Below are 19,614 nucleotides of genomic sequence, written 5' to 3' on the forward strand. Positions count from 1 at the left end.
TTCCATGAGCTCCCCCGAGTCCGCCGCCCCCGCTCCCGCTGCGCGCGCCGCACGTCCCGCCCGGCCGCAGATCGTGCTCGAGGTGCTCGAACGGATCCAGCTGTCGCGCCATCTCGTGCGGATCGTCGCGGGCGGCCCGGGCATTGCCGAGATCGAGCCGAACGGCAAGACCGATGCCTACAGCAAGATGCTCTTCGCGCATCCGGAGACGTCCCTGACGCCGCCGTACGATCTCGATGCGCTCCGCGCGGAGCTCGCCCCCGAGCTCCTCCCCGCGACGCGCACTTACTCGATCCGGCGCTTCGACATCCCGGGCGGGCAGATCTGGATCGACTTCGTGACCCACGGCGACGAGGGCGTCGCGGGGCCGTGGGCGGATCGCGCACAGCCCGGGGATCCCGTCGTTCTCCGCGGGATCGGTGGCGGCTACGCGCCCGATCCGAGCGCCGACTGGCACCTGCTCGCGGGTGACGACGCCGCGATTCCGGCGCTCGCCGCGGCGCTCGAGGCCATGCCGGCCGACGCCGTCGGCGCGGCGTTCATCGAGGTCGCCGGGCCTGAGGACGAACTCCCGCTCGACGCGCCGGACGGCATCGCCGTCACCTGGGTGCACCGCGGCGACGCCGCAGCGGGAACCTCCCCGGTGCTCGTCGACGCGGTCCGCGCTGCGGAGTGGCGCCCCGGCCGCGTGCAGGTCTTCGTTCACGGCGAGCGCGGTGCGATGAAGGCGCTCCGCCCGTACTTCACCGACGAGCGCGGACTCGATCGCGCGCAGCTCTCGCTCTCCCCCTACTGGGCGTACGGCCGCCGCGAGGACGCGTTCCAGGCGGAGAAGCGGGAGCCCATCGGTCAGGTCTAGGGCCGCGCGTGCGGGGTGTCCGTTTTCTTCAAGACGGACAGTTCCCGGCGGGCGTACGCTGGCCGCATGACTCTCGCACTCAACTTCATTGGAATCGTCACGAACGATCTCGCTGCGTCCCTCCGCTTCTACCGCGGACTCGGGCTCGACATCCCCGAGGGGCTCGACGATGCCCCGCACGTCGAGGTGATGCTGCCCGGCGGCACGAAGCTCGCGTGGGATCCGCTGAGCACGATCCACAGCTTCGATCCCTCGTTCGAGCTGCCGAGCGGGGCCGGGCGCATCGGCTTCGCCTGCGAGGCCGCGTCTCCCGAGGAGGTCGACCGGGCGTACGCGGCGATCGTCGCTGCGTTCCCCGACGCGGCGGCGACGGAGCCCTGGGACGCCCCCTGGGGGCAGCGCTACGCGACCGTGCAGGATCCGGACGGGAACGCGGTCGATCTCTACGCGGCGCTGCCCACTGCCTGACGCGCGAGCGCGCCGGGAGTGGTTCCCGCGAGCGCGCGGAGTTCGCGGGTGAGGTGCGCCTGGTCGGCGTACCCGGCTGCGCCGGCGACGGCGACGGGCTCCCCGCCGGCTCGGAGCAGCCGCAGCGCGTGCTCCGCGCGCACGACGCGCCGGAGGCTCGTGTAGCCGTAGCCGAAGCGGTCGACCATGCGGCGCCGGAGCTGGCGCTCGGAGGCACCGAGCTCTGCCGCGAGGAGCGCGGCTCGAGCTCCGCGGGTCGCTGCGGCGCGCACCGCGGCGAGCCAGGCCGCCTCCCCCGCGAGGCCGGGCGCGTAGCTGCGTTCGACGCGGAGGACGAGTGCGCGCTGCGCGTCGCGCCGCCCCGGCCGGTCCATGTGCTCGGCGACGGGTCCTGCGTCGCGCGCGCGGCGGAGCAGATCGCGGGCCGCGCGATGCGCCGCGGGGTCGAGGACCGCGGGGCCCTCCAGCTGGGCGTCGCGAAGCGCGCCCGCGGGCTGAGCGAGGGCGGCCCCCGCGAAGCCCGGGGCGAAGCGGAGCCCCACCGTGATCCCGCCGAGACCGTCGCGGACGGGAATTGCTCGTGTCGAGGGCCCGGCGATCAGCAGGGCGTCGTCCCGGAGGATGAGGTCCGCGCTGCCGTCCGCCGGGATCACGCGCTCCGCGGCCGGCGCGGGGGCGCCATCGGTGACGCGCGCCGCGGTAGGGCCACTCCACCAGAGGGTGCCGACCCCCGGAACCTCGAGCTCGCGGTACACGGCGTGCTCCCCGCCTAGCGGTGCCCGGCGGCGTCCATGCTGCGCAGCTCGCGCTTCAGCTCGGACACCTCGTCACGGAGCCGCGCGGCGAGCTCGAACTTGAGCTCCTCCGCGGCCGCGAGCATCTGCTCGGTCAGATCGGCGATCAGCTCCTCGAGCTTCGCCGAGCCCTCCTCCGCGATCGCTCCCGCTCGTGCCGCGGCCTTGCCCTTCGCCCGCTGCGGGGATCCGCCTTTCCGCTGCGCGTGCGCACCCGTGCGCGAGAGCACGTCCTCGGTGTCTGCAGCCTCCCGGGCGAGCATCTCCGTGATGTCGCCGATCTTCTTGCGAAGCGGCTGCGGGTCGATCCCGTGCTCCGTGTTGTAGGCGATCTGGATCTCGCGACGGCGGTTCGTCTCGTCGATCGCCTCGCGCATCGATCGGGTGATCTTGTCCGCGTACATGTGTACCTGGCCGGAGACGTTTCGCGCGGCACGGCCGATCGTCTGGATCAGCGAGGTGCTCGACCGGAGGAAGCCCTCCTTGTCCGCGTCGAGAATCGCGACGAGGGAGACCTCGGGGAGGTCGAGGCCCTCACGGAGCAGGTTGATGCCGACGAGCACGTCGTACACGCCGGCGCGGAGCTCGGTCAGCAGCTCGACGCGCCGCAGCGTGTCCACATCGGAGTGGAGATAGCGCACGCGAACGCCCGCCTCCTCCATGAAGGTGGTGAGCTGCTCAGCCATTTTCTTCGTGAGCGTCGTGACGAGCACTCGCTCGTCCCGCTCGGCCCGGGCGCGGACCTCCTCGAGCAGGTCGTCGATCTGCCCCTCGCTCGGCTTGATGATGATCTCGGGATCGATGAGGCCCGTGGGCCGGATGATCTGCTCGACGATGCCGTCGGCGCGCTCAAGCTCGTACTTGCCGGGGGTCGCCGAGAGGTACACGATCTGCCCGACGCGGTCGTTGAACTCGCCGAAGGTGAGCGGCCGGTTGTCGAGCGCGCTCGGGAGGCGGAACCCGTGGTCGACGAGCGTGCGCTTGCGCGACGCATCGCCCTCGTACATCGCACCGATCTGCGGCACCGTGACATGGGACTCGTCGATCACGACGAGGAAGTCGTCCGGGAAGTAGTCGAGGAGGCAGTGCGGGGCCTCCCCCGGCTCGCGCCCGTCGATGTGCCTGGAGTAGTTCTCGATGCCCGAGCAGAAGCCGATCTGCTCCATCATCTCCAGATCGAAGGTGGTGCGCATGCGCAGCCGCTGCTCCTCGACGAGCTTGTTCTGCCGCTTCAACTCCGCGAGTCGCGCGTCGAGCTCGTCCGAGATCGAGCCCATCGCCCGATTCATCACCTCGCGACTGGCCACGTAGTGCGAACCGGGGAACACCGAGACCGTCTCGACCTGCTTGATCACGTCGCCCGTCACCGGGTGCAGGTAGTACAGCGCCTCGATCTCGTCGCCGAAGAACTCGATGCGGATCGCGAGCTCCTCGTACATCGGGATAATCTCGACCGTGTCGCCCCGCACGCGGAAGTTGCCGCGCACGAACTCGATGTCGTTGCGCTGGTACTGCATGTCGACGAAGCGGCGGAGCAGCACGTCGCGGTTGAGCACGTCGCCCACGACGAGCGGCACCATCGCCTCGTAGTACTCCTCCGGCTTGCCGAGGCCGTAGATGCACGAGACCGTCGACACCACCACCGTGTCGCGGCGGCTGAGCAGCGCGTTCGTCGTCGAGTGGCGCAGCCGCTCGACCTCGGCGTTCACCGACGAGTCCTTCTCGATGAAGGTGTCCGTCTGCGGCACGTAGGCCTCGGGCTGGTAGTAGTCGTAGTAGCTGACGAAGTACTCGACCGCGTTGTTCGGGAGAAGCTGCCGGAACTCGCTCGCGAGCTGCGCGGCCAGCGTCTTGTTGTGCGCGAGCACAAGCGTGGGGCGCTGGACGGCCTCGATGAGCCACGCCGTCGTGGCCGACTTGCCCGTACCCGTCGCACCGAGGAGCACCACATCGGTTTCACCGGCGTTGATGCGGTCGGCGAGCTCGGCGATGGCCTTCGGCTGATCGCCGTTCGGCTCGTACTCGCTGATCACCTCGAAGGGGCGGACGCTGCGCGTGGGTTCCATGGAAAAAAGACTAGCCGCACCCTCCGACATTCGGTTCGGGATCCGCCCAGGGCGGAGCGCGAAGCGGGCCCAGGGGTCCCCGTGCGGCGGTGTCGGGGGCGCGTGCTAGCCTGGCGTTTCGACCGGGCAGGGCACGAGAAACGAGGCATTCGGTGAAACTCGCAGAGGCGCTGGCGCTCCGCGCCGACACGCAGAAGCGCATCGCGCAGCTCCGCGCACGCATTGCGGCGAACGCGCGCTTCCAGGAGGGCGAGGAACCCGCGGAGGACGCGGCCGCGCTCCTCTCCGAGGCCGCGCTCGCGGTCGGCGAGCTCGAGCAGCTCGTGCGGAGCATCAACACCACGAACTCGGCCGTCACGCTCGAGCTCCCCGCAGCGCCGGCCCGCCCGTCGGGCGGCCGCCGCCGAGAGACGGGCGCGAGCCAGTCCGCGACGATCACCATGACGGATGCGCTCGCGCGACGCGACAGCCTCCGGCTGCGGCACTCGATCCTCGTCGGCGCCGCCGAGGCCGCGCAGCCGACGGGTGCGCACCGGCAGCTGCGGTCCGAGCTCCGCGAGGTGAGCGCGCTCTCGGTCCCCGAACTGCACACGCAGGCGGATGCCGTAGCGCGCGAGCTCCGAGAACTCGACGCCAAGATCCAGCAGGCGAACTGGAGCGAGGAGCTCACGGGCGAATAACCCCGAGCACGGAGCTCACGAGGGCACAGCCCACGGGCGCAGCTCACGGGCCCAGCAATCATGGGCTCCGTGCCCGCGGGATGCGCCGCCCGCCGCGCGAGCGGATCGGGAGCGCGGCTCTCAGACAGAAGACAACTGAACACGGCGGAGTCGGTACCGGCTCGACCAGCGGGCACACCCCGCGCCAGACGGGCAATTCTGGCTCTTGCAGGGTGGCGGGCAGCCCACACCGAAGTACGGAGCAGCCCAGCACCGCGCACCTGTGATTGCGCATCGCGCACACCGCACAACCGCGTGTCGGGGTCGAATCGGGAGGGTGGGATCGGGGACTCTCCGCGCGCGTGCGCTGGGCGGCTTCACGCGGCAGCAGCCGCTCAAGCCGAGTCAGGTATCTGCAGCCCGCTCAGGCCGCAGCAGCCCGCTCAGGCCGCGTCGAAGCGGGCGGGGAGCGTGAGGTTCCCCACGCCCGAGACGCGCACCTCGCCGTGACCCTGCCACGCCGCCGCGCGGGCGAGCAGATCCACCGCGGCCTCCGCCGTGCGGGCGGGCGCGCGATCCTCCTGCCAGGCCGCCTGCACGAGCAGCACGCGACCCTCACGATCCGCCTTCAGGTCGATGCGGCCCGCCAGCCGCCCGCCCACCATGAGCGGAAGGCAGTAGTAGCCGAACTGCCGCTGCTCCTTCGGTGTGTAGATCTCGATGCGGTAGTGGAAGTCGAACATCCGCTCCGCACGCGGACGGAACCACACCACAGGGTCGAATGGCGTGAGCAGCGCATCGGGCGCGAGGCGCGCGGGGGTGCGCGCATCCCGGTGCATCCAGGCGGCCTCGGGGGCGCCGGTGGCCCGGTTCCACCCGGCGACGCGCACCGGGACGAGCTCGCCGTCCTCCTCCAGCGCGCGCACGGCGGCCCGCGCCGGGCCCGCCTTGAGCCGGTGGTAGTCGGCGAGGTCGGCGAGCGTGCCTACGCCGAGGGAACGCGCGGCCTGCGCGACGAGGCGGCGCTGCGCCTCCTCCCGCGGCACCTCGACGAGCGCGGCCGCGGGGAGCGCCTGCTCGGCGAGCGCGTAGCGGCGCTGGAACCCCGTGCGCCCGGCCGAGACCACCTCCCCCTCCGCGAACATGAGCTCGATCGCCTGCTTCGTGTCGCTCCAGTCCCACCAGGGGCCGCGTTTCTCGCGCGGACCCGCTTCGAGTTCCCGCACGAAGCGCGGCTGCCCGTCTGCGAGGAGCGCGCGCAGCCGCCCGATCTCGGGCGCGAGCCGGGCGGCGCGACCGTTCCCCGCGAAGCGCGCACGGAAGTCGTCCATCCGCCAGCCGAAGAGCGGACGATCCCCGACGGGGATGAACGCCGCCTCGTGCGCCCAGTACTCCGTGAACTCGCCGCTCGCCCAGAGCTGCCGATCGAGCGCGTCGTGCGCGTAGGCGCCGTGCCGCGAAAACACCGGCAGGTAGTGGCTGCGCGAGAAGACGTTCACCGAGTCGATCTGGAGCACGTGGAGCGCGCCGAGCGCGGGGTCGAACGGGCGGCGTTGCCGGAGGCGCTGCGTGCTGGAGAACCCCTGGGCGGCGAGCGCGACGCGGCGCGCCTCGGCTCCGCTGAGTGTTTCGGTCATGGGAGAACGGTAGCGGGCACCTGCGACACGCGGAAGCTCACGCGCCCGGCGCGGAACCCGCGGGCGCGTACATCACGATGTGGAGATCGGGTGCGTCCGAGGGAACGAGCCGATGGTGCTCGAAGACGAGCTCGCCGGCCTCGGGATGCGCGAAGGTGCGCAGGCGAGAGCGGAAGCGCACCACCGACTGCTCGGCCCAGTGCGCCCGGAAGTCCGCGCTCTCCTCGAGCAGCGTCTGCACGACGGCTCCGTGCCGCGCGGAGCCGAGCCGAACCCCGGATTCGGCTCGGAACTCGGCGAGAAAGCTGCGGCTGTCGAGATCCCAGTTCGGCAGGATCTCGCGGAGGCGCGGATCGGTGTAGACGAGGCGGAGCAGGTTGCGCTCCCCCGGTGCAGTGGTGGCGATCGAGCCGTAGAGCCACTCGTAGCCGGCGTTCCAGCCCACGATCGACCAATCGCTCGCGAGGATGAACGCCGGGAAGTCGAGCGCCCCGATGAGGTGCAGGAGGTGGGCGGGGGCGCGGTCGACGGGAACCGATACGGGCTCCCTGCCGGGGCCCGCGAGCGCGAAGACGTAGTCGGTTTCGGAGTCCGTGAGCCGCAGCACGCGTGCCACCGCGGAGAGCACCTGTCGGGAGGCGTTGATCTCGCGGCCCTGTTCGAGCCAGGTGTACCAGCTGACGCTGATGCCGGAGAGCGTGGCCACCTCCTCGCGGCTGAGCCCCACCTCGCTGCGCCGGCTCCCGGGCGGCAGCCCGTGCTCGGCGCGGGGACGCGTGCGCCGCCGCGAGGTGAGGAACTCGCCGAGCTGCACACCGCGCGCGGTCCGGGGCCGAATCATCAGATCATAGTAGCACCGGTACTAGTACAAGCACTCACTTCCGCGGGCGGGAGCGATCTGCCTGAATGGTCGTATGCCCACCTATCGCTCGTTCACAGTCACCCACGGTCGCAACATGGCCGGCGCCCGCGCCCTCTTCCGCGCCGCCGGCGTCAACGGCGCCGATCTCGGACGCAAGCCGATCATCGCGGTCGCCAACTCCTTCACCGAGTTCGTCCCCGGCCACACCCACCTCGCCCCCGTGGGCCGGATCGTCTCCGACGCGATCACCGAGGCGGGCGGGATCCCCCGCGAGTTCAACACGATCGCGGTCGACGACGGGATCGCGATGGGCCACGGCGGCATGCTCTACTCGCTCCCCTCGCGCGATCTCATCGCCGACTCCGTCGAGTACATGGTCAACGCGCACTGCGCCGACGCGCTCATCTGCATCTCCAACTGCGACAAGATCACGCCGGGCATGCTCCTCGCTGCGCTGCGCCTGAACATCCCCACCGTCTTCGTCTCGGGCGGGCCGATGGAGTCCGGACGCGCGGTGCTCGCGAACGGCATGGTGCGCACGCTGGATCTCGTCGACGCGATCTCCGAGGCCGTGAACGAGAACGTCTCGGACGAGGACATCCAGAAGATCGAAGAGTCGGCCTGCCCCACGTGCGGCTCCTGCTCCGGCATGTTCACGGCGAACTCGATGAACTGCCTCACGGAGGCGATCGGCCTCTCGCTGCCCGGCAACGGCTCCACGCTCGCAACGCACACGGCGCGCAAGGCGCTCTACGAGAACGCCGGAAAGACGGTCGTCGACATCACCCGCCGGTACTACGACGACGATGACGCGAGCGTCCTGCCCCGCAACATCGCGACCCCCGCGGCCTTCGAGAACGCCATGGCGCTCGACATCGCTATGGGCGGATCGACCAACACGATCCTGCACCTGCTCGCCGCGGCGCACGAGGCCGGAGTCGACTTCGGCCTCACCGAGATCGACGCGGTGTCGCGCCGCGTGCCCTGCCTCGCGAAGGTCGCCCCGAACGTCGCGAACGGCAAGACCTACTACATGGAGGACGTGCACCGCGCGGGCGGCATCCCCGCGCTCCTCGGCGAGCTGCGCCGCGGCGGACTCCTCGACGAGACCGTCCACACGGTGCACGCGCAGACGCTCGGCGAGTGGCTCGACGAGTGGGACGTGCGCGGCGGCATGGCGAGCGACGAGGCCTTCGAGCTCTGGCACGCGGCCCCCGGTGGTGTGCGCTCCTCGACCGCGTTCTCGCAGTCGGAGCGCTGGCGCGAGCTCGACCTCGATCAGGAGAACGGCTGCATCCACTCCGTGGAGCACGCCTACTCGAAGGACGGCGGCCTCGCCGTGCTGCGCGGCAACATCGCCGTCGACGGCGCCGTGGTGAAGACCGCGGGCGTCGACGAGTCGATCTGGACGTTCTCGGGCCCCGCCGTCGTCTGCGAGTCGCAGGACGAGGCCGTGGAGAAGATCCTCAACAAGCAGGTCGGCGAGGGCGACGTCGTGGTGATCCGCTACGAGGGCCCGAAGGGCGGCCCCGGCATGCAGGAGATGCTCTACCCCACCTCGTTCCTCAAGGGCCGCGGGCTCGGCAAGGCCTGCGCCCTCATCACCGACGGCCGCTTCTCCGGGGGCACCTCGGGCCTGTCGATCGGACACATCTCCCCCGAGGCCGCGAGCGGCGGCGTGATCGCCCTCGTCGAGGACGGGGACATCATCTCGATCGACATCCCGACCCGCGCGCTCACGCTCGACGTGCCGCAGGACGAGCTCGACCGCCGCCGGGCGGCGCTCGAGGCCGCGGGCGGCTACCGCCCGAAGGACCGCGTGCGCCCCGTGACCGATGCGCTCCGCGCGTACGCGGCGTTCGCGCAGTCGGCGGACAAGGGCGCGGTGCGCGTCATCCCCGATACGTTCTAATCGAGCGCCGCCCAGCTCCGCGCGCCGCTGCCGACGAGTTTCCCGAACTCGTCGATGAGCGCGTGGAGCTGCTGGAGCTCATCGAGCGTGAACTCGGCCCGGGCCACATCCTCAGCGTGTGCGCGCCGGGCCGAGGCGTACGTGGCGGGCTCGCTGCCCGACAGCGCGCCGAGCATGCGCCGCGCGTACGCGTCGTAGATGAACGCGGGCCGGTCGAAAGCGTAGAGCAGGATCGCATCGGCGGTCTCCTCCCCGACGCCGGGGAGCGCGCGCAGTTCGGCACGCAGCGCGGCGTCCGCGAGCCTCGGCCGGCGCAGCTCGGCTCCGCCGGCGCCGCGCATCCAGTCGGCGAGCCCGCGCGTGGCGCGGAGCTTCGCCCCGTGGAAACCGCAGGGGTGGATCGCCTCGCGGATCGCCGCGTCCGAGGCCTCGCGCCACGCCTCCGGATCCAGCAGTCCCGCCCCGCGGAGCCGGTCCATTGCGAGCGTGACGTTGTGCCACCGGGTGTTCTGCACGAGCACCGCGCCCAGCATCATCTCGAACGGGCCGTCGGCCGGCCACCAGTCCTGCCGTCCGAGCGCGGCGTGGAGGCGCTCGTGCGCGCGGCGAAGATCGGGCATCACCTCAGCGTAGCGCTGCGCAGACGACAGCGGCCCGCCCCCGGGACGGGGACGGGCCGCTGCGCGCTGCTGCGGGTTACGCGAACCAGAGGCCGAGCTCGCGCTCGGCCGAGAGCGTCGAGTCCGAACCGTGCACGAGGTTCTGCTGCACGGCGACGCCCCAGTCGCGGCCGAGGTCGCCGCGGATCGTGCCCGGAGCGGCGGCCGTCGGGTCAGTCGCGCCGGCGAGCGAGCGGAAGCCCTCGATCACGCGGTTGCCCGTGGCGCGCACGGCGACCACGGGGCCCGAGCCCATGAACTCGAGCAGCGGCTCGAAGAAGGGCTTGCCCTCGTGCTCAGCGTAGTGCTCCGCGAGCAGCTCACGGCTGGCCGTGAGCATGCGCAGATCCGCGATCTGGTAGCCCTTCGCCTCGATGCGGCGGAGGATCTCCCCCGTCAGGCCGCGGGCCACGCCGTCGGGCTTGACCAGGATGAGAGTTTCTTCTGCGGACATGCACGCTCCTCGTATCGGGGTGATTCAGTGGGTCTAGTGCGCCCGGCGCACCAGTCTAGTGGTGGATCGTGGCGCGCTACTGCTGCGACGCGATCCAGGCGGCGCGGTCGCGATCCATCTGGCTCCCCTTGACCATGCAGTAGACCCACAGGGCGGTGAAGAGGATCCCGACGATGAGCGCCATCGGCAGCAGCACGGCGGTCAGCAGCATGAGTCCGTGGACCACCCAGCCGAGCGTGATGCCGACCCGGCCGAAGCGCATGCCGATGAGCCCGGCGATGATCACGACGGCGAGGCCGCCGCCCAAGTACAGGCCGAGCTCGCGCGGCTCGAGCGTGCCGAGGCCGAACAGGGTGAGCCCGATGAGCACCACCACGATGAGCTCGAAGCCGAGCACGATCGACGCGAGGGCCTTCTGCGTCGACTGCGGGCCGCGGCGCGCACCCGAGATCCGCATCGCGGAGTTGTGGGCGACGGTCTCGGAGGGCGACAGCCGCAGCTCCGGCTCGTCGTTCGGTTCGCCGGCCGCGCCGGCGGGCTGCGTCATGCGGTTCACGCGGTCCCCCATCCCTCGGCGCGGGCAAAGGCGATGGCCTCACCCGCGAGTACGACCGAGCCGACGACGAGCACGCCGCGGCCGGGCGATCGCCCAGCCCAGCTGCGGGCCTCGTCGAGCGCCTCGGGCAGCGAATCCGCCACCTCGATCGGTGTGTCGGGGACCTCGTCCGCGGCGATACTCGCGAGCTCCGAGACGCCCGTGCTGCGCGGCGAGTCCACGGGCGTGAGCGTCACTCGGTGCGCGATCGGCGCGAGCGCCGTAAGCAAGCCGGCCGCGTCCTTCTCCTCGAGGACCCCCACCACGAGGGCGAGCTCGTCGAAACTGAACGACTCGGCGACCGCGCGTGCGAGCGCTTCGGCGCCGTGCGGGTTGTGCGCCGCATCGACGTACACGACGGGCTCGGTACCGATGAGCTGCAGGCGGCCGGGCGAGGTGAGCTGACCGAAGCCCTCCTCGAGCACCTCCTCCGAGATGCCGCGCTCGGCACCGAAGAACGCCTCGACGGCCGCGATCGCGAGCGTCGCGTTCTGCGCCTGATGGTGCCCGAAGAGCGGCACGAACGTCGGCGCGTAGGCCGTTCCGCTCGGGCCGGCGACGGTGATCAGGCGGCCGCCGACGGCGAGCCGGTCGTCGAGGAGCGCGAAGTCTCGCCCGGCGAGCGCGAGCGGTACGTCGAGCCGCTCAGCAGCCGCGCGGAGTTCCTCCGCCGCGGCCGGATCCTGCTCGGCGGAGACGACGACGCTGCCGGGCTTGATGATCCCGGCCTTCGTGCGCGCGATCGTCTCGATATCGGGTCCGAGCATCGCGGTGTGGTCGAGGTCGATCGGCGTGAAGACGGCGACCTGGGCGGCGACGATGTTCGTCGCATCCCATTCCCCGCCCATGCCGACCTCGATCACCGCGACGTCGACGGGCGCGTCGGCGAACGCGGTGAACGCGAGCACCGCGAGCGCCTCGAAGAACGTGATCCGGCCGTGGCCGGCGGCCTCGAGCTCGGCGTCGACGAGCGCGAGCGGAGCCTGCAGCTCCGCCCAGGCGGCGGCGAGCACCTCCCCGGCGATCGGTGCGCCGTCGAGCTGGAAGCGCTCGGCGAAGTCGACGAGGTGCGGGCTCGTGAAGAGCCCCGTGCGCAGCCCGTGCGCGCGCAGCAGCGACTCGATGGCCCGGCTCGTTGAGGTCTTCCCGTTCGTGCCGGCGACCTGGATCACGGGGAACGAGAGCTGCGGCGATCCAGCGAGCTCGGCAAGACGGCGCACCGGCTCGATGCGGGGACGCGGATTGGCCTCGCCCACGCGCTCGAGCAACTGCTCGTACACCTGCCCTGCGGCGTCGTTCATCGTGCGCTCCCCGCGTCCGGCGCGTCGAGCCCGGTCGTGTCGATGGTGATCACGAGCGGGGCCTTGTCGACCCCGATCGCGCGGGCGCCCGTGACGAACACGCCACCGCCCGGGGACTGGAGGTCGTCGACGATCGCATCGATCCCGATGGCCTCCTGGACCGCGATGCCGACGGCGAGCGTCTCCGCCGCGATCAGCGCCGCGTGGGTCTCGAGCGCCGCGGCGTGCGCGGGCTCGGCGTTCAGCGCGAGCACGATCCGGTCGGAGACCTCGAGGCCGGCGTTCTTGCGCGCCTCCTGGACCGCGCGGATCGCGTCGCGCGCGATGCCCTCGGCCTCGAGCTCCGGCGTGGTCTCCGTCTCGAGCAGCACGAAGCCGCCGCCCGGGATGAGTCCGAGCGCGGGGCCCGCGTCGCTGCCGTCGCCGACGCGGAGCGTCAGCTCGTACTCGTGCGGCTCGAGCGCGATGCCACCGGCGACGACGACGCCGTCCTCCTCGGCCCAGTCGCCCGACTTCGCGGCCTTGATCGCCTGCTGCACCTGCTTGCCGAGACGCGGACCGGCCGCGCGGGCGTTCACCGCGAGCGTCTGCACGACGCCGTGATCCGCCGCACTCGTCTCCGTCTGCTCGATGAGCGTCACCTGCTTCACGTTGAGCTCCTCGCGGAGGATCTCGGTGAAGGGGGTGAGCGATGCGGGCCGAGCGGTGACGACCGTGAGCTCGGCGAGCGGGAGGCGCACGCGCAGGCGGCGCGCCTTGCGGAGCGCGAGCGCCTGCGAGGTGATCTGACGCACCTCGTCCATCGCGGCGACGAGCTCGGGATCCTCGGGGAACTCCGCGGCGTCCGGCCACTCGGTGAGGTGCACGGAGCGCCCGCCGGTGAGGCCGCGCCACAGCTCCTCCGTGACGAGCGGGGCGAGCGGGGCCGCCACGCGGGCCACGGTCTCGAGCACCGTGAAGAGCGTGTGGAACGCCTGCGCGTTCTCGGGCGCGCCGTTCTCTCCGTTGACCCCCTCCCAGAAGCGGTCGCGCGAGCGGCGCACGTACCAGTTCGTGAGGACCTCGGCGAAGGCGCGGAGGGCGTCCGCGGCGGACGTCGTGTCGAGCCCGTCGAGGTGCGCCCCGACCTCACGGACGAGGTCGCCCGTCTTCGCGAGGATGTAGCGGTCGAGAGGGTCGTTCGAGTCCGTGCGGCGCTCGGCGGTGAAGCCGTCGGCGTTCGCGTAGAGGCTGAAGAAGTACCAGCTGTTCCAGAGCGGGAGGATGAACTGCCGCACGCCCTCGCGGATGCCCTCCTCGGTGACGATCAGGTTGCCGCCGCGCACGACGGGCGAGGCCATGAGGAACCAGCGCATGGCGTCGGAGCCGTCGCGGTTGAACACCTCGTTGACGTCGGGGTAGTTCTGCAGCGACTTCGACATCTTGTTGCCGTCGGAGCCGAGCACGATGCCGTGGCTGATCACGTTCGTGAACGCAGGCCGGTCGAACAGGGCGGTCGCGAGCACGTGCTGCACGTAGAACCAGCCGCGCGTCTGCCCGATGTACTCGACGATGAAGTCGGCGGGCTGGTGCGTGTCGAACCACTCCTGGTTCTCGAAGGGGTAGTGCGCCTGCGCGAAGGGCATCGACGCCGAGTCGAACCAGACGTCGAGGACGTCCTCGATGCGCCGCATCGTCGACTGGCCGCTCGGGTCGTCCGGGTTCGGGCGGGTGAGCTCGTCGATGTACGGGCGGTGGAGATCGATCTCGCCGGCCGCGTTCCGCGGCAGCTCGCCGAAGTCCGCTTCGAGCTCGGCGACCGAGCCGTAGACGTCGACGCGCGGGAAGTCCGGGTTGTCGCTCTTCCACACGGGGATCGGGCTGCCCCAGAAGCGGTTCCGGCTGATCGACCAGTCGCGCGCACCCTCGAGCCACTTGCCGAACTGCCCGTGCTTCACGTTCGCGGGCACCCAGGTGATGTCCTCGTTCGTCTCGAGCATGCGGGGCTTCAGCTCGGTCACGCGCACGAACCAGCTCGACACGGCCTTGTAGATGAGCGGGTTCCGGCAGCGCCAGCAGTGCGGGTAGGAGTGCTCGTAGCTCGCCTCGCGGAGCAGGCGCCCGCGCTCGCGGATCTGGCGGATGAGCGGACGGTTCGCGTCCATCCAGAGCTCGCCCGCCACGTCGGGCACCGAGTTCAGGAAGCGGCCGCCGTCATCGACGCTCACGATGGTGGGGATCCCGGCCGCGGTGGCGATGCGCTGATCGTCCTCACCGTACGCGGGGGCCTGGTGCACGATGCCGGTGCCGTCGCTCGTGGAGACGTAATCGTCCACGAGGATCTGCCAGGCCTCGGCAGTGCCCCACACCTCGGCGTCGGCGTAAAAGTCGAAGAGCCGCGCGTAGCGCACCCCGGCGAGCTCCGCGCCGGGCACGGTCCGCCGCACGGCCTCGCGCGCCTCCTCGGGCGACGCGTAGCCGAGGTCCTTCGCGTGCGCCGCGACGAGGTCAATCGCGAGGAGGTACTCCGCCTCCGCTGCAGCGCCGCCGTCGGCGGCGCCCGCGGGACCGGCGGGCACCACGGCGTAGTCGATCAGCGGGCCGACCGCGAGCGCGAGGTTCGTCGGCAGGGTCCAGGGCGTCGTGGTCCAGGCGAGTGCGCGCACGCCGACGAGCCCGAGCGCCTCGGCACGCGCACCCTCGAGCGGGAACGTCACCGTGACGGACGGGTCCTGGCGCATCTGGTAGACGTCGTCGTCCATGCGCAGCTCGTGGTTCGAGAGCGGCGTCTCGTCGCGCCAGCAGTACGGCAGGATCCGGGAACCCTCGTAAGCGAGCCCCTTGTCGTAGAGCTGCTTGAACGCCCAGATCACGCTCTCCATGTACCCGAGATTCAGGGTCTTGTAGCCGTGCTCGAAGTCGACCCAGCGCGCCTGGCGGGTGACGTAGTCCTCCCACTCGTCGACGTAGCGGAGCACGGAGCTGCGGGCCTCCTCGTTGAACGCCGCGACCCCCATCTCCTCGATCTCAGCCTTCTCCGTGATCCCGAGCTGCTTCATCGCTTCGAGCTCGGCGGGCAGACCGTGCGTGTCCCACCCGAAGCGGCGCTCCACCTTCTTGCCCCGCATCGTCTGGAAGCGGGGGAAGACGTCCTTCGCGTAGCCCGTGAGGAGATGGCCGTAGTGCGGCAGACCGTTCGCGAAGGGCGGGCCGTCGTTGAAGACCCACTCCTCGGCGCCCTCGCGCTGACGGATCGACTCCTGGAAGGTGTCGTCCGCCTTCCAGAACGCGAGAACGCGCTCCTCGAGCTCCGGGAAGCTCGGCGAGGGGTCGACGCCGAACGCGGCGCCCGCGTGGGCGTCCGAGCGGTCCGCGGCGGGACCGGTGGGCTGCTGGGGGTACGGCATGGGTTTCCTTCGTGGTCCGGTCATCGATCAGCTCTGCGCTGGGACGAACCTCGCGGCCCGCGGTACCACCCTGCTTGCCGCCCGTACGGGCAGCCCCTTCGTTCGGCGATGACGGGCCGTCCCCGTTCGGTTCTACTGCGCGCGGCCGGGGCCGCGCGGTTCTTCCGAAGACTCCCCGGTGATGGCCGGATCGCAGTCGATGGTCCCAGTGTAGCGCAGCCGCTCCCCCGGCTCCTGGACGCGCTCGGATCGGCGGATCGACGAGGAAGCCGGCCACGTCCCCACCCGCCGAGGTAACGAAGGCGTAACGAAGCGACTTCCGAAAAACCCCCGGTCAGCCCGGCAATGACGGCGCTCACGCCCGCGATTTCGCGGGGGCATCCCTTGCACTCGGCCCCGATCGGTTGTTAGCGTCGAAGGCAGCGTTGAGTGCGATTCGGCACCGGCGCGCCGCCCTGCCGTCAGGAGCATCGTCGAGAGTCGACGAACTGCACGAGCGATGCGGCGCCCTCCGATTGTTCGCCCCGCAATAGAGATCTGGCCATCGAGTGGCCGCCCGCTTCGCAGCGCGTTCGACCGAGCGCTTCGGCAGCGTTTCCGTCGGCGACCCTCGATCCCTCGTGCCAAGAGATTATGAGGAGTACTGAGTGACCCGAACAACTGAATCGCCCGCTGCCGCGGGCACCCCCGATGCGGAAACGGCCGTGCCGCCCGCGATCGAGGTGTCGCATGCGTACAAGGTCTTCGGCCGCCGCCCCCGCGAGGTGGTGAAGCGCCTCCGCGGCGGCGCGAGCCGTGACGAGCTCCGGAGCCTCGGCACCGCGGCCGTCATCGACGCGTCCTTCGACGTGCAGCCCGGCGAGATCTTCGTCGTCATGGGCCTGTCCGGCTCCGGCAAGTCGACGCTCATCCGGATGCTCAACGGTCTGAACGACACCACCGACGGCTCGATCCGAGTGTTCGGCACCGAGGTCGTCGGGCTCGCGCCCGCCGAGTTGCGCGAACTCCGCCGCGACCGCATGTCGATGGTGTTCCAGCACTTCGCACTGCTCCCCCACCGCAGCGTGCTCGACAACGTCGCGTACGGGCTCGAGCTCCAGGACGTGTCGCTCGCCGAGCGGCGCGAGCGAGCGCGCCACTGGCTCGAGCGCGTGGGTCTCGGAGGCTGGGAGGAGCGCCTCCCCGGCGAGCTCTCCGGCGGCATGCAGCAGCGCGTCGGCATCGCCCGCGCGTTCGCCTCCGACACTGACATCCTGCTCATGGACGAGGCGTTCTCCGCCCTGGATCCGCTGATCCGCCGCGAGATGCAGGAGCAGCTCGTCGAGCTGCAGCAGGAGCTCAAGAAGACGATCGTGTTCATCACCCACGATCTCAACGAGGCCATGTTCCTCGGCGACCGGATCGCCGTCATGCGCGACGGCCGGATCGTGCAGGTCGGCACCCCGAACGACATCCTCACCGACCCCGCGAACGACTACGTCGCGCAGTTCGTGCAGGACGTCGACCGCGCCCGCGTGCTCACCGCCGGTGATGTGATGGAGCCGCCGCTCGCCGTCGTCCCCGCGTCGGCCGGCCCGCGCACCGCGCTGCGCACCATGCGCGACCTGCAGACCTCGGCCTGCTTCGTGACGACGGGCGCGCGCACGCTGCTCGGCGTCGTGCGCGACAAGGACGTGCTCCGCCAGGTCCGCGAGGGCGGCACCGATCTCACCGCGCTGCTCCGGCCCACGCCCTCGGTGGTGCGGCCGGACCAGGTCATCTCCGAGCTCTTCGAGCTCGCCGTCGAGAGCCCGCTCCCCGTCGCGGTCACCGATGCGGAGGATCGCCTGATCGGCGTCGTTCCGCGCGTGACGCTGCTCGCCGCTCTGACCGATCTCCCGCCCGTCACCACGGAGATCCCGATCATCGAGCCCACGCTCACCGTCCCCTCGGCGACGATCACCGAGACCCTCGCAGCCGGAGCACCGGCGGCGCCCCGAACGGAGGAGGCACTGTGATCCCCGGCACCACCGCACCCGACTGGTTCCGCATCCCCGTCGGTGACTGGGCCTCGGCGGCGCTCGACTGGTTCAAGGTCGCCTGCAAGGGCTTCCTCGACGTCGTCGGCTTCGTGATGAACTGGCTCGTCGAGTCGCTCGGCGACGGCCTCATCGCGATCCCCTTCCTCCTGCTCATCGCGATCTTCGCGCTGATCGGCTGGGCAGTCCGCTCCTGGCGCTTCGCGCTCGGCAGCATCGTGACCTTCCTGCTCATCGTCGCGATGAACCAGTGGGAGAACGCGATGTACACGCTCTCGCTCGTGCTCATCGCGACGCTCGTCGCGATCGCCATCGCCGTGCCGCTCGGCATCTGGGCGGCGCGGAACGACCGCGTGAGCGCGGCGATCAAGCCCGTGCTCGACTTTATGCAGACCATGCCGGCCTTCGTCTACCTGATCCCCGCCGTGATCTTCTTCACGGTCGGGTTCGCCCCCGGCGTGTTCGCGACGATCATCTTCGCACTGCCGCCGGGAGTCCGGTTCACGGAGCTCGGCATCCGCGGCGTCGACGGCGAGACCGTCGAGGCCGGCTACGCCTTCGGTGCGACGCCGGGCGAGATCCTGCGCGGGATCCAGCTCCCGCTCGCGATGCCGACCATCATGGCCGGGATCAACCAGGTGATCATGCTCGCGCTCTCGATGGCCGTCGTCGCCGGCATGGCCGGCGCGAACGGACTCGGCAAGGAGGTCATCTCCTCGATCTCCACGCTCAACGTGAGCAAGGGCGTCGAGGCCGGCCTGAGCGTCGTACTCCTCGCCGTGTTCCTCGACCGCGTGACCGCGTCGCTCGGCCGCCCGAGCGAGTACCCCGGTTCGCTGCGCGCAGCGCTCCGCACGAAGCGCGACGCCGCCCGGAGCGCCGCACGCGCCGCGGCCTGACCCAACGGCGGGGCCACCCACCGCACAGACCCGCACGACCCCGGGGCACCGTCCCCGGTCTCCAGACGATCCGCGCAGTGCGCGGGCAGAAAGGAAGACGCACGATGAAGAAGACCACCCGAGGAATCACCAGCCTCGTCGCGCTCGGCGCGGCCGCAGCGCTCGCGCTCACGGGTTGCAGCTCGGATGCCGGAGGCGGCGACGCGAAGACGATCACGCTCGGCTACCTCCCCTCCTGGACCGACGGCCTGAGCACGGCCTACCTCCTCGAGAACCAGCTCGAGCAGCTCGGCTACGAGGTCAAGATGGAGGAGCTCACCGAGGCCGCCGTGCTCTACACGGGGCTCGCCTCCGGCGACATCGATATCTACCCCTCCGCCTGGTCCGAGAAGACGCATGCGTCGTACATGAAGAAGTACGGCGACGACATCGAGGATCTCGGCGCCTACTACGACAACGCGGTGCTGACGCTCGCGGTTCCCGAGTACGTCGACATCGACTCGATCGAGGATCTGCGCGGCAACGCCGACCGCTTCGACGGCAAGATCATCGGCATCGAGCCGAGCGCCGGGCTCACTGAGCAGACGGAGACCTCGGTGATGCCCGAGTACGGCCTCGACTCCGAGTACGAGCTCGTCACCTCCTCAACGGCGACCATGCTCGCGACGCTCAAGGACAAGATCGACAACCAGGAGGACGTCGTCGTGACGCTGTGGCGTCCCTTCTGGGCGAACGACGCCTTCCCGGTGAAGGACCTGAAGGATCCGAAGGAGGCGATGGGCGCCCCCGAGGCGCTGCACTTCCTCGCGACGAAGGGGTTCTCCGAGAAGTACCCCGACGCTGCGGAGCTCATCGCGAGCATCGAGCTCGACGATGCCGAGTACGGCGCGCTCGAGGACCTCGTGGTCAACGAGTACGGCGAGGGCAAGGAGCCCGAGGCGATCACCGCCTGGCTCGCGAAGTTCCCCGACGCGTTCAGCACCGAGCTGACGAAGTAGCGGCGCGCCTCGCCCCCGGGGCGATCGCGCACGGCGGCGGCCCGTCC

16 protein-coding genes are annotated in these 19,614 nt (G+C 70.9%); 7 read left to right on the forward strand and 9 right to left on the reverse strand.

Features of this window, described 5'->3' with window-relative positions; genetic code table 11:
- The first annotated feature begins 4 nt into the window (after window positions 1-4).
- Complete coding sequence (locus U874_RS0100570; protein ID WP_025132606.1) at window positions 5-859, forward strand: siderophore-interacting protein; 855 nt, start codon at window positions 5-7, stop codon at window positions 857-859.
- 66 nt (window positions 860-925) lie between these two features.
- Entirely contained in the window at window positions 926-1,327 is a 402-nt protein-coding gene (locus U874_RS0100575; protein WP_025132607.1) for a VOC family protein, read from the forward strand.
- Here the strand turns inward: U874_RS0100575 and U874_RS15715 are convergent.
- Both U874_RS15715 and uvrB read right to left on the reverse strand, forming a co-directional pair.
- Window positions 1,303-2,082: a helix-turn-helix domain-containing protein gene (locus U874_RS15715; RefSeq protein WP_025132608.1), complete on the reverse strand. Its 780-nt coding sequence runs from the start codon at window positions 2,080-2,082 to the stop codon at window positions 1,303-1,305. The genes U874_RS0100575 and U874_RS15715 overlap by 25 nt on opposite strands.
- 14 nt (window positions 2,083-2,096) lie before the next feature.
- Window positions 2,097-4,187, reverse strand: a complete 2,091-nt coding sequence (uvrB, locus tag U874_RS0100585) for an excinuclease ABC subunit UvrB (protein ID WP_025132609.1) — start codon at window positions 4,185-4,187, stop codon at window positions 2,097-2,099.
- 152 nt (window positions 4,188-4,339) lie between these two features.
- Between uvrB and U874_RS0100590 the strand changes: the two genes are divergently transcribed.
- Window positions 4,340-4,867 (forward strand): DIP1984 family protein, encoded by a 528-nt coding sequence (locus U874_RS0100590; RefSeq protein ID WP_025132610.1) that lies wholly within the window; start codon window positions 4,340-4,342, stop codon window positions 4,865-4,867.
- Window positions 4,868-5,289: 422 nt separating this feature from the next.
- Here the strand turns inward: U874_RS0100590 and U874_RS0100595 are convergent, their stop codons facing one another.
- Together U874_RS0100595 and U874_RS0100600 are read right to left on the reverse strand one after the other, a co-directional pair.
- Window positions 5,290-6,483: a winged helix-turn-helix domain-containing protein gene (locus tag U874_RS0100595; RefSeq protein WP_025132611.1), complete on the reverse strand. Its 1,194-nt coding sequence runs from the start codon at window positions 6,481-6,483 to the stop codon at window positions 5,290-5,292.
- A gap of 37 nt (window positions 6,484-6,520) precedes the next feature.
- Entirely contained in the window at window positions 6,521-7,324 is an 804-nt protein-coding gene (locus tag U874_RS0100600) for a helix-turn-helix transcriptional regulator (protein ID WP_029987313.1), read from the reverse strand.
- 73 nt (window positions 7,325-7,397) lie between these two features.
- On the opposite strand from U874_RS0100600, the gene ilvD reads away from it, so the two are divergent.
- Window positions 7,398-9,257: a dihydroxy-acid dehydratase gene (gene ilvD / locus U874_RS0100605; RefSeq protein WP_025132613.1), complete on the forward strand. Its 1,860-nt coding sequence runs from the start codon at window positions 7,398-7,400 to the stop codon at window positions 9,255-9,257.
- On the opposite strand, the gene U874_RS0100610 is transcribed toward ilvD, so the two are convergent.
- The 5 genes from U874_RS0100610 to ileS all read right to left on the reverse strand — a co-directional run bounded on the left by U874_RS0100610 (window position 9,254) and on the right by ileS (window position 15,652).
- On the reverse strand, window positions 9,254-9,877 hold the full coding sequence (locus U874_RS0100610; RefSeq protein ID WP_025132614.1) for an endonuclease III domain-containing protein: 624 nt from the start codon (window positions 9,875-9,877) through the stop codon (window positions 9,254-9,256). The two genes, ilvD and U874_RS0100610, sit on opposite strands and share 4 nt — an antisense overlap.
- Window positions 9,878-9,953: 76 nt before the next feature.
- On the reverse strand, window positions 9,954-10,370 hold the full coding sequence (gene ndk, locus U874_RS0100615; protein WP_025132615.1) for a nucleoside-diphosphate kinase: 417 nt from the start codon (window positions 10,368-10,370) through the stop codon (window positions 9,954-9,956).
- A gap of 76 nt (window positions 10,371-10,446) precedes the next feature.
- The gene (locus U874_RS0100620; protein WP_232755835.1) at window positions 10,447-10,917 is read right to left on the reverse strand and encodes a DUF4233 domain-containing protein; all 471 of its coding nucleotides are present in this window, start codon (window positions 10,915-10,917) and stop codon (window positions 10,447-10,449) included.
- A gap of 5 nt (window positions 10,918-10,922) precedes the next feature.
- Complete coding sequence (locus U874_RS0100625) at window positions 10,923-12,266, reverse strand: folylpolyglutamate synthase/dihydrofolate synthase family protein (RefSeq protein ID WP_025132617.1); 1,344 nt, start codon at window positions 12,264-12,266, stop codon at window positions 10,923-10,925.
- Window positions 12,263-15,652 (reverse strand): isoleucine--tRNA ligase, encoded by a 3,390-nt coding sequence (gene ileS, locus U874_RS0100630; RefSeq protein WP_025132618.1) that lies wholly within the window; start codon window positions 15,650-15,652, stop codon window positions 12,263-12,265. The genes U874_RS0100625 and ileS overlap by 4 nt, the downstream gene beginning before the upstream one ends.
- Before the next feature lie 647 nt (window positions 15,653-16,299).
- On the opposite strand from ileS, the gene U874_RS0100635 reads away from it, so the two are divergent.
- From U874_RS0100635 to U874_RS0100645, 3 genes are all read left to right on the forward strand, one after another.
- The gene (locus U874_RS0100635; RefSeq protein ID WP_369802337.1) at window positions 16,300-17,649 is read left to right on the forward strand and encodes a glycine betaine/L-proline ABC transporter ATP-binding protein; all 1,350 of its coding nucleotides are present in this window, start codon (window positions 16,300-16,302) and stop codon (window positions 17,647-17,649) included.
- Entirely contained in the window at window positions 17,646-18,569 is a 924-nt protein-coding gene (locus U874_RS0100640; RefSeq protein ID WP_025132620.1) for a proline/glycine betaine ABC transporter permease, read from the forward strand. Before U874_RS0100635 ends, U874_RS0100640 begins: the two co-directional genes overlap by 4 nt.
- A gap of 104 nt (window positions 18,570-18,673) precedes the next feature.
- Complete coding sequence (locus tag U874_RS0100645) at window positions 18,674-19,567, forward strand: glycine betaine ABC transporter substrate-binding protein (protein WP_025132621.1); 894 nt, start codon at window positions 18,674-18,676, stop codon at window positions 19,565-19,567.
- Window positions 19,568-19,614: the final 47 nt, after the last annotated feature.

The sequence above is a fragment of the Leucobacter sp. PH1c genome (genome assembly GCF_000633415.1).
Lineage (GTDB): Bacteria > Actinomycetota > Actinomycetes > Actinomycetales > Microbacteriaceae > Leucobacter.